We start from the raw sequence: 14,638 nt of genomic DNA, 5'->3' as shown, positions 1-14,638 counted from the left end.
CACAGATAAATTGCCACAGGACGTGGCGTTCTTTGACTGAGCTCCTTTATATCAGCGGATGTTTGTACATCTGCTGATATAAGTTAAAAATAATAAAACGAGTTACTTTCGTCAATAGGCGCCATTTAATGTATTTAGTTGTTCAAGTTTCACTGGTAACCAGCCTTCGTTGTCGACCCACTCCATGCTGACACGGTACATTTGTGTCTTATCATTAGTTGAAACTGTTGCAATAGCCGAATTAGCGCCACCGTTATTTTGTAAACGCCAAATAATCATATTGTCCTTTTCGATGCCAGTAGCAGCTGTAACTGTGGCCACCTTTTCAGCCCAGTCTACAGATTTATCATCGTAAGAAGAAACATGCTGACCTGTTTGTGTTGTAGGTGTAGGCTTCCAGCTTTTATTGGTTACAACCTTATCAACATTTGGGTTGTCTGACGTGGTTTCAGTAGTAGCATCCTGTTCAGATGTTTGAGTTTCATCTGTAGGCTCTTTCTCTGTTTCCTCTTGAGCTGTTACATCATTATTTTTTTCTTTAGAAGGCTCTTCCTTCACGTCTTCTTTATCGTTCTTCTGCTCCTGTATTGGCTCGTCCTTCTCAACTTGCCCTGCATCATCCTGCCATTTAAACACAAATGTGGCTACTATAATAATTAATATCACGACAATACCAATTAATACATTCAATAGTTTATCTAGCTTTTTATTATGAGATGGCTGCAAATGACGACTGCTTCGAGTTTTTCGTTCACTCATGAAGTCTCCCCCTCTCTAGCCAATATTTTATCAAGTTCAACAGCACTTGCAAAATAATTATGCTCCTATTATATCATAGACAAAACCAAAGACCTCTTAAGGTATTTATTGGATTTCGGCTATTAAATCAATTATGCAACGGCGTAATTGTGTACGGAATCGGCTTTAGGCCAACGCGACGTTGGTTATTCAGTCATATGTTGTTGTCGCTTCGCATTCGCACAGTTAAATTGCTACAATACTCCGCATTCATCTTACAACCTATAAATAAAAGTGGGATACTCCTGTATCTGTCGCTACAAATGCCTTTTGCTAAAAGAAGTAAAAACTCACATAGACGAAAGAATCAAGAACAGTATCGCCTTGGCGGTACTGTAGATACAATACATTGTGCTGGATGAAGATAAAAGCAGCTAGCTCTCTTTTACAAAGATAAGCTAACTGCTTGTACAAAAATTATTTTATTGAAATAATTTTAACTTTCATTTCACCACCAGGTGTTTGTACGACAACCTCTTCGCCTTCAGCACGACCTAGCAAGCCTTTAGCAATTGGTGATTCATTTGAAATACGGAATTCCATTGGATCTGCCTCAGCCGAACCAACAATTGTATACGACTCCTCATCAGTTGATGGTTTTCCATTAATAATTTCTACAAATGTAACCGTTTTCCCTAATGATACGACACTATTATCTGATTCGTCCTCAGAAATAATAACTGCGTTACGAATCATTGATTTTAATGTAGAAATACGACCTTCTAAAAAGGCTTGTTCTTCTTTTGCAGAATCATACTCAGCATTTTCAGAAAGATCCCCGAAATCACGAGCGATTTTAATACGTTCTACGATTTCCTTACGAGTTTCCGTTTCTAATTTCACTAATTCTTCTTCTAATTTTCTTTTACCTTCAGCTGTCATTGGGTACTGTTTTTCGTTTGCCAAAGTTCTTCACTCCTTGTTTTCGTCAATATAAAAACATAAAACTCGATTAAATGCCTTGTAGGATCATTTAATCGAATTTTATTATTTTTAAACGTTTTTCAAATTACGCTTTGACCTAATAGTATGCATGCCTTTCTGAAATATGTACAGATACGCATGTAAATATTGTCAATACCACTCTATCTTATTACAATACGTTGTCGGTTTCAAGAATAGTTTTAATCTTCGTTACCATTAAATCGATCGCAACCTCATTATCCCCGCCTTCAGGAATAATAATATCAGCATAACGTTTCGTTGGTTCAATAAATAAATTATGCATTGGTCGCACTGCCGATAAATATTGGTCGATGACAGAATCTGTTGTACGTCCACGCTCTTTTATATCACGCATTATACGACGAATAATACGTAAATCTGAGTCCGTATCTACATACAATTTAATATCCATTAAATCACGTAAATCTGCATCTTCTAACACTAAAATACCTTCTAATATAATAACGTCTACAGGCTCTACATGAATAACTTCTTTAGCTCTTGTATGCTGCACATAATCATATACTGGTTTTTCGATTGGTTGACGGACCAATAATTTTTTTAGTTGTTCAATTAATAAATCATTATCAAACGCTAACGGATGGTCATAGTTTGTACCTAAACGCTCCTCAAACGTTAAATGACTTTGATCTTTATAATAAAAATCTTGTTCAATTACAACTACTGAATGATCGCGGAAAACATCATAAATAGCACGTGTCACACTCGTCTTTCCCGAGCATGAGCCACCAGCGATTCCGATGACGACTGGACGATTTGCTGCCATTAATTATTCTCCTTTCGCATCATATTATGTGGTTTTAATGGTGTGTCGCATTTAAATTTAACAATTTGTAGAGGATGTCGCGCAGCATCTAAGCTATTGCCATCTTCATCCCAAATTTCACCCATTGTAACACGGAAATTTTCGATTTCTGGTCCAAAGAATTCTACCTCATCGCCAGGTTTAAAATAGTTACGTTGTTGCATTGTTACCATTTTCGTTTCTGAGTCATGCTCCAAAATTAAACCAGCAAACTCATAAGTCGTTTTACGGCCATGTACACCAAACATTTGCTCCTCGTGACCAGGCGCATCGTGGAAGAATGCTTCTGCAGTGTCACGGTTAGCACATTTGTCTAATTCCTCAAGCCATTCACGTTTAATTTTGAAATTGTCAGGGTCCGCACAATAAGCGTCAATCACTTTGCGGTACACTGAAACAACTGTAGCAACATAGTGAATTGATTTCATACGACCTTCTACTTTTAATGAATCAATACCAAGCTCAATCATATGTGGAATTGCTTCAATTAGCTTTAAGTCTTTCGGGCTCATCGCGAAAGATGCGTGATTATCATCGAAAAGTGCCTTTTCTTCGCCATTCTCTAGCTCATATAAATCATAGTCCCAGCGACAAGATTGACAGCAACCACCACGGTTAGAGTCACGGGCAGTCATATGATTTGAAAGTACACAGCGACCAGAGTAGGCGATACACATCGCTCCATGAACGAATGCTTCAATTTCAATATCGACTTTTTCCTTCATCAGCTTCATTTCTTCGCCGCCTACTTCACGTGCTAATACTACACGATGTAAGCCTTCTTCTTTCCAATACTGGACAGCCTTCCAGTTTGATAAAGATTGCTGCGTAGAAAGATGAATTTCAAGCTTTGGTGCAGCTGTACGGCAAGTTTCAATGATCAGAGGGTCCGCTACAATAATGCCAGTAACACCTGCAGATTCAATATCTTTTAAATACTGCTCCAAGCCGTCCATATTTTCATTATGGGCAAAAATATTTGTCGTAACATAGATTTTAGCACCATATTTATTAGCGAATTCAACACCTTCGCGCATTTGTTCAATTGAGAAGTTATCTGCGTTTGAACGTAAACCGAATTCTTGTCCACCGATAAATACAGCATCTGCTCCATAATGAACTGCTACTTTTAATTTTTCTAAACTACCTGCAGGGGCAAGTAGCTCTGGTTTTTTTGTAATGACACGTTTCCCGTCTACAATCTCACGAATTTTGTCATTTTGTTCTAATGCTAATGCCATGTTCTTGCCACCTCCTAGTAAACTGTTTCCTTGAAGATAAAGCCAGTATCAAGAGGTCTGATGGCAGGCTGAATTTCTTCAATTTTAGCTAGTAAATCATCTTTAATATCTTCATACGCATCTTCTGATTCGTCAAAATATGTGTCAATTGCTTGACGATAAGCTTCTGTTACTGTGACTACATATTCTGGTGTTTGAAGAACTCCTTCAATTTTTAATACATCTATGCCACCTTCGAATAATTCGCCAAGCTCATCAATAATGCACATATCGTTTGGACTGAAAATATGCGTACCGTTAGCATCTTCATAAATTGGATATTTATTATTACGCTCATCATCATGAAGGAACATATTGCGATTTTCCTTACGATTTTCAATTTCCATTACTTTATCTTGATATAAGAAATAATGGCCTAGTAATGGGCGTTTTGATTGGAACATACATGTCATTCCATGTACTTGAACCTCAACCTCTATTTCTACATTTTCTTTAATTTCTAGCACTTCATCTAAAGAAAGTTCACGTGAAAGTACTGCGCGAGTTGCTCCGCGTTTCCCCCAATAATTTGCTGTAAACCAGTTCGTTGCAGTCGTTTCTGGATTCCAGTGTAGCGGTATTGTAACACCTTGTTCACGACGGATGATTAATACTGCCGGATCACCATAAATTAAACGGTCAACACCAATACGTTGCATTTCCTTTAAATATTCGGCAAGCGCATCCATTTTTTCATTATGGAATAGCGCATTTACCGCAACATAAACCTTTTTACCCGCTGCATGAATCAACTTTGTAGCTTCTTCCACTTCACTAACAGTAAATTCCCCTGCTAGACGAAGACCAAATTGTTGTTCACCAATGACAAAAGCATCTGCTCCAGCCTGTAAAAGTGCTTTTACATGGTCCACTGATTGCGGTGTAACAAGCAATTCAGGTTTTTTCATAATAGTCACCTCTTCAAACATAGTAATAAACCATCACCGACCGGTAAAAATGCACTAGTATAATCAGGGTGCTCCATAATCCAATCGGTAAAGTTTTTTAAATTTCGAATCATTGTACGCTTGCGACGCGGTACATCTTTTAAATCCAAATCTGATAAGCCATGCATATACATATTATCGATATATAGAACTCCGCCAGATTTTACAAGAGGCGCATACTTTTCAAAAAAGCGTTGATATTGTCCCTTTGCAGCATCGATAAAAACTGCATCGAAGGTCGTATGAATTGCTTCATCGTTCACCTCTAAGGCGTCACCTTCAATGACCGTTATACGATCTGAAACTGTAGAACGTTCAATATAAGCCTTTGCTCTCACAACACGCTCAGTATCTCGCTCAATTGTAACGATATGCACGTTAGGTAAAGCGTCGGCCATTCTTATTGCAGAATAACCAATTGCTGTACCAATCTCTAAAATTTTCGACGGATTTTGAATACGTAGCAGTTGATTTAGTGCATCAATGCCTGCAAGCTGCATAATCGGTACATGATTCTCCTCCGCAAATGCTTCCATTTCTAAAAGCAATTCATTACGTGGTTGAATAAATGATTGAATATATGCATCTGATAATTCCATTTTTAAGTTCACCCTCATATCAATTATGCCTCGACATAATTGCGTCTGGAATCGGCTTTGTGCAAGCACACAGCCGATTTCGTGACATACGCCAGAGGCTTTAACTTCTTTCAGCGGATGCTTGGACATCTGTACCTAAGCTACGCTTTCGCTACAAAAACACTCGCTGAAAGAAGTTAAAAGGCAACGAGTAATCCCCGTTGTCTGTACTTCATCATTTAACAACAAAAAGAAAAAGACCAAACGTGATGTCTTGGTACTTCGTCATACAAAAATGAGCAATTGTTTTTATAAGCTTTAAACAATTGCCACCACGTATATTTTTCCGCATTAACGGACTGATTGAATTTTTCCCATGCGGATCGATTAAAAATCACAACTTATAATAGCATGAAAATAGAAGGAAAGCTATTTTTCTTTCCTTCTACCCACATTTTTACTATTTATTTTTTAATAATATCCAGTATATCTCGGCATAATTACGTTTTTTTGCAGATGTATGGACACACGCTGAAAAGTAACTTAACATCTCACAAATTAACTGAAATTACTCTGCATTGCGCAAATATTTTTGCTCTTTCTGTAAGTGTTCATCATATGTTTTCGAGAAGTGATTGACACCCTGTTTATCCGCTAAGAAGAAGAGATAATCTGTTTCACTTGGATTAAGCACTGCTTCAATTGAAGTTTTTCCAGCACCCGCAATAGGACCTGGTGGTAAGCCTTTATTTTTGTACGTATTATAGGCATTATCTACTTCTAAATCTTTATAAAGCACACGATCTTTATGAGATCCTAGTGCATATAAAACAGTTGGGTCTGTTTGCAGAGGCATTCCTTGATTGATACGGTTATAGAATACGCTCGCAATTGTTTCTCGATCTGTTTGAGCAGTAGCTTCTTCTTCCAATAATGAAGCAAATGTTATTAATTGATGTACTGACATTTGTTTTTCCGTAAGAGCATCGCTGTAATTTTTCACAACCTTGTCCATTGCCCCTACCATTTCGTCTACAATCGATTCCAATGTTGGTTTTTCTTCAAAATAAGAATACGTTGCAGGGAATAAATAGCCCTCTAAATCATAACGAATATTATCGGCTAAAACCGCATCCGTAACAAGCTCAGGATATTTAGCCTTCATTTGTTGAACAAATGTATCGCTTGTTACTAAGTCCATAAATTCCTTTTGAGTGTAAGGTGTTTTCTTTTCCACAATATTACCGATTTGTTCAAGTGTTAAACCTTCAGGAATGGTCATTGCAAAGACTGGCGTACGGTAGACCTTTCCGGTTTTTAAACTTTTGATTAGTTCGTCTAATGTCATTGACTGTGATAAATCATATTTGCCTGCTTGAAACTGAGATTCATTTTTAAATTTGGCATAGTATTTAAAAACACGAGCATCTTTAATTAACCCTTTTTTCTCTAATAGAGTCGAAATAGAGCTTAAACCTGAACCAATTGGTACTTCAACTGCTATTGTTTTAGTGGCATCTGGATCTACTGGTTTTAATGCACTCTTCACATAATTATAGCCAATTAAACCGACTATCCCTAAAATTAGGACCAAAGCAATTGCAACAATAGCAACGATTTTTCTCACAACTTTTACCTCGGATTTTCTTTCTTGCATTTTTGAAAACATTTCTTGTTTTTTTGAACCGTTATTCACGGGTTTCCCCCCTATCACTCCATTATCATACTAGAAATCAACTTTCACGACAAACAGAAATAGATAATTCAGTAGAAAAAGCACATATAAAAAAATAGCTTGCGACAATAGAATGAGTATAATAAATAAAAGTTTATTCCCTAGAATTAGTAAAAAAAGCTGAGACGAAAACAGTTTTAAAGCATTGATAACATACTAGAGAAAACTAGAAAGATAATAATGGGTCGTTTTGATTATTTGTAATGGAAAGCCCCTTCATAAAAAACAAAAATCTGCCAACAATATTGTTAGCAGACTCAATAATATTTTTTCCACAAGAACGGTTGAAAAACATCAAGATAAAGTGAACCTATAATTGAAAAGCTCCTTGTTTGACATCGACTAATAATCCCTTTGCAAGCTGTGTTATAACTACATCATCTGCTGGAGGATTAAAACGGCCACATTGAACATCTCGAAATAGTCGCTGTAATTTACTAGTCTTAGACAGACTTCGTCCACCAACAACTTGCATTGCTTTTGCTACGATATCAATTGCATTATTACAAATGACATACTTTGCAATGCTAACATCTTCAGAAAGTTGATCCTTAATCGCGGGATTTTGCTCTACTTGCGCTGCAATACTATACAATGTTCGGCGTGCCGTTTGATAAAGTATTTCAATTTCACCAATTTTTTGTTGGACATGACTTGCGAGTGCGATTGTATTTTCTAAACTGTATGAATAAGTATTTTTAGCAAAATCTATTGCATAATCCCTAGCAGCCCCTGCAACTCCTAAGTAAACAGCTGGAATTTCTAATGAATAGATACGGCCATCAGCTAAAAAACGGTTTATTTCATTTGGACGATGCTTGTATAGCAATGCCTCCTGCGGAACAAACGTGTCATGAAAAATAATATCATGACTACCTGTTGCACGCATTCCCATTGCATCCCAAGTATTAACAACCTCTACCTGATCATTTTTAGTTATTAAAAATTCAGCTGTTAAATTCTCTTCTTCTATATAGGCGATAATCGTAAATTGTTTTAAAATGGGGGCTAGGGAAGCAAAAGCCTTTTCACCTGTAATGATATAGCCTCCAGGCACTTTTTTTGCAATTGTGCCAGGTAAACTTCCGCGAGAAATATTACCTTTTCCTCGTTCGCTATTGATAATATTTAATAGAGAACCTTCTTTAACGGCTTTACGACTTAATTCCGCAAATATTGGCTCGGGCCACGTCTTCGCCTCACGAACGTTCAAAAAGGTTAATAAGTGCCAGCCAACAGACAATGCAGTAGAACCATCTCCTTTTGCTAATTGTTCTTGTACTAATAACATTTCATAAAGAGAAATTTCCTCACCGCCGTATTTTTTCGGCACGGTTAATTTAAAATAACCAGCATCCTCTAAAATTTTAAATTGCTCAAACGGAAATTCTCCACTCTCATCATATTTACCAGCAGTCTTGTCAATTTGTTGTGCCAATTCACTAGCATATTGGACTAGCTTTTGCTCACGATCGTTACGAATATAAATATCACTCATCAATGAGTCACCTTACTTTTCGTAAATCGATTTTGTGGTTTTTTCAGTCCTAAATGTTCCCTTAGTGTTGAACCTGTATACTCTTTTCGATAAATACCCCGCTCTTGTAAAATAGGCACGACCTTGTTCACAAAGTCTTCTAAATCACGTGGTAATAACGGAAACATTAACATAAAGCCATCTGCCGCTTCCTCTGTAATCCATCGCTCCATCTCATCAGCAATTTGTGTTGGTGTTCCAACAAAAGCATCGCGCTTCGCAGGACCAAATAGGCGTGCATATAATTCGCCAACCTTTAAATTTTCTTTTTTGATAATTTCTAAATGCTCATAGAAATGACTTTGAATACTGTTGACCTTAGGAAAATCCACTTCGATTGCAGGTGTATCTAACGAGTATTTAGAAAAATCCACATTTCCCATATAGCCTGAAACAAATTTTAAGCTCTCATATGGGTCAATCAACGCCTGTAATTCATTATACTTACGGATAGCCTCTTCCTCAGTATCCCCCACAATTGGCGATATCCCTTGGAACACAAGAAGCTCCTCCTCGGTGCGTCCAAATGGAGCAAGCTGTGCCTTTAAATGACGATAATGCTCCTTGGACTTTTCAATATCGTCCCAATGAACAAAAACAACCTCCGCTGTTCGCGCTGCTAATTTTTGCCCTGGTTTTGAAGCGCCTGCCTGAATAATAACAGGCTGCCCCTGAACGGAACGTGCAATATTTAATGGACCTTTCACTGATAAATATTCGCCTTTAAAAGCGGTTTCATGTACTTTATTACGATCATAAAAAATATTATTATCACGGTCGTAAACAAAAGCACCGTCCTCCCATGAATCCCATAATGATTGAACTACATCGATAAATTCCTCCGCACGTTCGTAACGATGATCGTGCTCCCAATGCTTGTCACGGCTAAAGTTTAAAGCCGTCTCTCCTGTGGCATCTGCTGTTGTCACTAGATTCCAACCTACTCTCCCATCACTAATATGGTCTACGGACATTAGCTGTCGCGCTAATACATATGGCTCACTATATGTGGTTGATGCAGTGGCACCAAGGCCAATTTTTGTTGTCGCAGCTGCCAAAGCTGTAATCTGTATTAGAGGATCAAAGCGATTTAAAATATGTGGATGTGATTCATGATTGATTGCTAAACTATCCGCAACAAAGGCAATATCAAACTTACCCTTTTCAGCAATTTGCGCCACCTTTTGCAAAGCTTTAATATCGATGCTTGCATTAACTTTTGCTAAAGGATGCTTCCAAGCTGCAATATGCATACCTGCCCCAATTAAATATAATGCAAGCTTTAACTCTTTTTTCTTAGTCATTTTGTCGTCATCTCCCTTTCATATGAATCAATCTCACTATCCATATATAAACAAAGGCATTAGGTAAATAAAGTGTTGGTCAATGAAGGTAAAATTCCTTCCATGTAGCTAATTCATCTAAAGGCATTTTCACCGGAATATAATTCCCTTTAGAAATATCTTTAATGAATGTAGCCGTCTCTTCACGCTGATAAATATCAATAATTTTTTTCAATGTCTCATTGTCCTTATCTTCGGGCCTTGCCACAATGACATTAATAAATGATTTCGCCGTTACATTCTCATGAATAATGGCATCTTTCAATAGCAGTCCTGCTTCGACAGCAACCCCATTATTAATGATCGCAAAATCGGCATCCTCCATAACCCTCGGTGTCGTCGCACCATCTACTGGTAAAATGTTCAATTTTTTCGGATTATCTTTAATCCGATCCTCTCCACCGTTGCCATCAAAATTATCTGTAACCGTCAGTAATCCATTCTCCTGTAACAGCAGTAACGCTCTACCCCAGTTAGAAGGATCGTTTGGTACAGCAATTTTGGAGCCCTCTTTGATATCATCGAAGGATTTATATTTGTTAGAATATAAGCCTATCGGAGCCATGATCGTTGTGCCGATTGCCTGTAATTCTGTATCGTTACTCGTATTAAATAAATTTAAGTAAGCTACATGCTGAAATGCATTCATATCAACCTCCCCCTCCGCCAATGCTTGGTTCGGATCATATTGTGCTGAGAATGTCACTAAATCGAGATTTATATCTTCCTTAGCAGCCTGTTTTTTTATAAACTCCCATGTTTTCAATTCCGAGCTACGGATTCCAACCTTCACAGCATCTTTTTCATCTGCTTTTGCACAAGCAACTAGTAGGAACAGTAATGTTATTAAACCGAAAAAATAATTTAGTTTCCTCATATTAATTCTCCTTTATGACACCCTGCGTAATTTTCGTTCAAGACTATTTCCAATACTTTGAATGATTTGTACGAGTACTACTAGAATCACCACCGTGACTAAAATCGTGACATTGTCAAAGCGTTGATAGCCGTAAGTAATGGCTACATCACCAAGGCCACCTCCTCCAACTGCCCCTGCCATTGCAGTCGCCCCAATAAGCCCAATTGTTGCCGTCGTCACACTTAATATTAAAGAGGGGAAAGCTTCAGGTAGTAAAAACTTTTGAATAATTTGAAGTGGAGATGCACCCATTGCCTTTGCTGCTTCAATAATGCCTTCATCCACTTCCAATAATGAATTTTCTATTAATCTTGATATATATGGACCGATATGCAAGACGAGTGGCACAATGGCAGCTGTCGTACCTATTGCTGTTCCAACGAGGAAGCGTGTAAATGGAATGATAGCAACAAGCAAAATAATGAACGGAATGGAGCGCAAGGTATTGACGATGGGATTGATGATTGAGAAAATCATTGTATTTTCAAGAATATGCCCTTTTCTCGTCACAACTAAAGTAATCCCTAAAATAAAGCCTAAAATCGCACCAAAAAATAACGAAATACTAACCATGTACAGCGTGTCTAACACTGCGTCGATAATGATTTGTGAGCTCACCTTCATGTGCAATAACCTCCTCTATTTGAATATCTTTCGTTCGAATAAATTGATGTGCCTTTTCTATTTCTTTGTCTACGCCAACTAGTTCAACGATTAAATTACCAAAGGGAATCCCTTGTAGCTCTGTAATATTGCCAAACAATACATTTACATCAACATCAAACTTTTTTGCTACTTGAGAGACAACTGGTTGCCCAACGTCTACACCTATAAATTTCAAGTTATAAATTTTTTTAGAATGATCTATCGTTTTAAGTTGCTCGTAGACAGATTGTGGAATTTCATCTCGAACTACCGATTGTACAAAGTTTTTAGTTGTCTCCTCTTGCGGTGAAGAAAAAATTCTAAGTACACTGCCTGTTTCGATAACTTTTCCGTTTTCCATAACAGCTACACGATTGCAAATGTCCCTTATGACTTCCATTTCATGTGTAATCATTAAAATGGTAATACTGTACTCAATATTGACTTTCTTGAGTAACTCCAATATAGATTTAGTCGTTTGTGGATCAAGAGCGGAGGTCGCCTCATCACACAATAAAATTGTTGGCTTTGTGACAAGTGCACGAGCAATGCCCACTCTCTGCTTTTGTCCACCTGAAAGTTCATCGATATAACGCTCGGCTTTGTCCTGTAAACCAACAAATGCCAAAACTTCACTTACTTGATCTTCAATTTTTGATTTTTTAATGCCACTTAATACTAAAGGCATCGCAACATTTTCAAAGACGGTTTTAGAACGGAGCAGATTGAAGTGTTGAAAAATCATACCAATGTTTTTCTTTTCCTCGCGAAGCTGCTTTTTACTTAATGTTGTCAGCTCCTTGCCATTCACAAGAACGCGACCAGACGTTGGCTCCTCCAGTAAGTTCACTGTCCGTATTAATGTACTTTTACCAGCACCGCTAAAGCCGATAACACCAAAAACATCACCCTTTTGAATCGTTAAATTAATATGATTTAATGCCGTTACAACGGTTGTTCCTACCTGAAATTCCTTTGTCGTTTCGATAAATTCAATCATTTCACGTCTACCTCCTTAGCATTTCATTTATTTTTGATACGCCCGACTTAAAATGCTGGAACGACAGCCCCTTTATACTGATCTTCAAAAAAAGCACGTGCCTTTTCGCTCGTCAACCATTTAACGACCGTTTGAATTGCTGGATCATTTTGTTTTTCTTTTGTCGTCGCAATAATATTGACATATGGCGATTCTGGTCCTTCGATAATAAGTGCATCTTCCACAGGGTTATAACCCCCTTCTAAGGCGTAGTTCGTATTAATTGCCGATGCGTCTACATCATCTAGTGAACGAGTTAATAACTGAGAATCAACACCGATAAATTGAATATTTTTTTCGTTTTTTGTAATATCCTCGATTGTAAAATCATTTTCCTTTACTTTATTCAATTCGATTAGTCCATTATTCTGAAATAGTAGTAAAGCCCGAGAGAAATTGACGACATCATTTGGAACGGAAACTTTTGCGTTTCGCGGTAAATCATTTATATTTTTGATTTTTTTAGAGTACACACCAAATGGTTCAATATGAATTCCTTTTACACTCACTAAATCTAAATGACTTTCATTATTCGTCTGTTCTAAAAATGGAATGTGTTGAAAGTAATTGAAATCTAGTTCGCCATCTGCCGTTTGCTGATTTGTTTGAACAGCATCTTTTAAAATGGAAACGTCTAATTTCACGCCATCTTTTTCAAGATCCTTTGCTAAATACTCTAATACTTCCGCATGTGGTACATTGGCTGCCCCTACCTTTAATGTTACTGTTTCGTCTTTACTCGCTTCTCCTTTGTTTGTGCAACCTACCAACAAACCTATCACTAATACACCGACTAGCAGTCCCCATATTAACCTCATGTTTAATTTCCTCCTTTGTAAATAAACTTACTTGGTTTAATGTAAAACAAATCTTATCTGTTTACTTATGATTGGTCAACGTTCGATATCTCGCTTAATTTATAAATATTTAAAAATTCAGACAAAACAAAATGCAAGAAATCAATTTCTCTCTTGAAAAACACGTAAATTTTCTCGAAAATGCATAAATATAGTTTTCATATAGAATGTTTTTACATAATAGATAGAAATTTTCTATTAATACTTCTCAGGCGTCGCTCCATATTAATCGTTACTCAATAAAAAAACTCTGAGTAGCAAGTTACTACTCAGAGTTCTAATTACAATTCATTTAATACATCTTCAACAAATGCCCATTCTTCTTCTGTTTCAATTGGTAATAAATCTTCAATCGTTCCGTCATTTCCAGATACGTATTGAGAAGCAAAAATGTCTCGATCTTCTATTGGCTCGTCCGTTGCTAGAACATAAAGTACATAAGATTTGCCAAATTGTTCTGATGAAAATGTATGAATAACCTCACATACTTGATCTTTTCCATGCTCATCTGTAATTGTAAATTGCTGCGGCCCTTCTTCAAACTCGTCTAAAAGTGTCAGGACCACTTCATTAATCATTTCCCATTCTGCCTCTGTTTCAACAGGCTGTAAATTTGTCATTTCTCCATTGTTATCATCATAATCAAATGTCATAGCAGAAATGTCACCAGGAATTTCATTCCCATCCTCGTCAATTAACGAAAACAATACATATGATTTTTCTTCTGCATCGAAGGTGAAAACAACACGACACTTTTGCTCCTTGCCATTCTCTCCAATGATCAGAAATTCTTGTGTTTCTTCGTTCATTTAATTTCCTCCTTAATTAGGCTAAATTATGTTTCTGACGTGCCATTTAGGTGTGGTATAAAAATTTCACCTTTAATTCATTGGATTCGCCATAGTCTCACATAACTTCACAGTTTATGGCTCATCACCATATCGTGTAGTTGATTTCCGTTCCGGCCGGTCGCTTCGCTTTCGCACAGAGCAGAGCTTTCTGGGGGCGTCCGATGAGCCACAAGGAGTCGACCAGCCTCCACTCCAATCAACAATATACAGGCATATATAAAAATGTCATCCACAACTTTTTGTATTCAAAAGTAAAAAAGGAACAAGGAGTGCTTGTTGCCATCCTTGTTCCAAACTTATCAATTATGCCTCGGCATAATTGCGTCCGGAATCGGCTT

14 protein-coding genes are annotated in these 14,638 nt (G+C 37.3%); all 14 read right to left on the bottom strand.

Going from position 1 to position 14,638, the window contains the following annotated elements; translation table 11 throughout:
* Positions 1-111 precede the first annotated feature (111 nt).
* The 14 genes from ACQKN4_RS09765 to ACQKN4_RS09700 all read right to left on the bottom strand — a co-directional run bounded on the left by ACQKN4_RS09765 (position 112) and on the right by ACQKN4_RS09700 (position 14,258).
* Positions 112-759 (bottom strand): YrrS family protein, encoded by a 648-nt coding sequence (locus ACQKN4_RS09765; RefSeq protein WP_079562863.1) that lies wholly within the window; start codon positions 757-759, stop codon positions 112-114.
* A 456-nt stretch (positions 760-1,215) separates the two neighbouring features.
* A complete protein-coding gene (gene greA / locus ACQKN4_RS09760) occupies positions 1,216-1,704 on the bottom strand; it encodes a transcription elongation factor GreA (protein WP_079562862.1) in 489 nt (162 codons plus the stop codon).
* A 187-nt stretch (positions 1,705-1,891) separates the two neighbouring features.
* Entirely contained in the window at positions 1,892-2,530 is a 639-nt protein-coding gene (udk, locus tag ACQKN4_RS09755; protein WP_079562861.1) for a uridine kinase, read from the bottom strand.
* Complete coding sequence (locus ACQKN4_RS09750) at positions 2,530-3,810, bottom strand: peptidase U32 family protein (RefSeq protein WP_427483550.1); 1,281 nt, start codon at positions 3,808-3,810, stop codon at positions 2,530-2,532. Before ACQKN4_RS09750 ends, udk begins: the two co-directional genes overlap by 1 nt.
* Before the next feature lie 14 nt (positions 3,811-3,824).
* Complete coding sequence (locus ACQKN4_RS09745; protein ID WP_427483549.1) at positions 3,825-4,757, bottom strand: peptidase U32 family protein; 933 nt, start codon at positions 4,755-4,757, stop codon at positions 3,825-3,827.
* Positions 4,758-4,762: 5 nt separating this feature from the next.
* The gene (locus tag ACQKN4_RS09740; RefSeq protein WP_427483612.1) at positions 4,763-5,395 is read right to left on the bottom strand and encodes an O-methyltransferase; all 633 of its coding nucleotides are present in this window, start codon (positions 5,393-5,395) and stop codon (positions 4,763-4,765) included.
* A 547-nt stretch (positions 5,396-5,942) separates the two neighbouring features.
* On the bottom strand, positions 5,943-7,070 hold the full coding sequence (gene mltG, locus ACQKN4_RS09735; RefSeq protein WP_079562857.1) for an endolytic transglycosylase MltG: 1,128 nt from the start codon (positions 7,068-7,070) through the stop codon (positions 5,943-5,945).
* 349 nt (positions 7,071-7,419) lie between these two features.
* Entirely contained in the window at positions 7,420-8,607 is a 1,188-nt protein-coding gene (locus ACQKN4_RS09730) for an acyl-CoA dehydrogenase family protein (RefSeq protein WP_427483548.1), read from the bottom strand.
* Complete coding sequence (locus ACQKN4_RS09725; RefSeq protein ID WP_079562855.1) at positions 8,607-9,950, bottom strand: LLM class flavin-dependent oxidoreductase; 1,344 nt, start codon at positions 9,948-9,950, stop codon at positions 8,607-8,609. Before ACQKN4_RS09725 ends, ACQKN4_RS09730 begins: the two co-directional genes overlap by 1 nt.
* A 79-nt stretch (positions 9,951-10,029) precedes the next feature.
* Positions 10,030-10,866: a MetQ/NlpA family ABC transporter substrate-binding protein gene (locus ACQKN4_RS09720; RefSeq protein WP_427483547.1), complete on the bottom strand. Its 837-nt coding sequence runs from the start codon at positions 10,864-10,866 to the stop codon at positions 10,030-10,032.
* Positions 10,867-10,878: 12 nt separating this feature from the next.
* Positions 10,879-11,532, bottom strand: coding sequence for a methionine ABC transporter permease (locus ACQKN4_RS09715; RefSeq protein WP_427483546.1), 654 nt, complete (start codon positions 11,530-11,532; stop codon positions 10,879-10,881).
* Positions 11,474-12,553 carry a methionine ABC transporter ATP-binding protein gene (locus ACQKN4_RS09710; RefSeq protein WP_427483545.1) on the bottom strand — a complete coding sequence of 360 codons (1,080 nt, stop codon included), beginning with the start codon at positions 12,551-12,553 and terminating at the stop codon, positions 11,474-11,476. Before ACQKN4_RS09710 ends, ACQKN4_RS09715 begins: the two co-directional genes overlap by 59 nt.
* A gap of 47 nt (positions 12,554-12,600) precedes the next feature.
* A complete protein-coding gene (locus ACQKN4_RS09705) occupies positions 12,601-13,410 on the bottom strand; it encodes a MetQ/NlpA family ABC transporter substrate-binding protein (protein ID WP_427483544.1) in 810 nt (269 codons plus the stop codon).
* A gap of 320 nt (positions 13,411-13,730) precedes the next feature.
* A complete protein-coding gene (locus tag ACQKN4_RS09700) occupies positions 13,731-14,258 on the bottom strand; it encodes a DUF1292 domain-containing protein (RefSeq protein WP_427483543.1) in 528 nt (175 codons plus the stop codon).
* Positions 14,259-14,638: the final 380 nt, after the last annotated feature.

The organism is Lysinibacillus sp. NPDC093692 (assembly GCF_050280125.1).
Taxonomy (GTDB): Bacteria; Bacillota; Bacilli; order Bacillales_A; family Planococcaceae; genus Lysinibacillus.
This window is presented reverse-complemented; position numbering and strand designations above follow the sequence as displayed.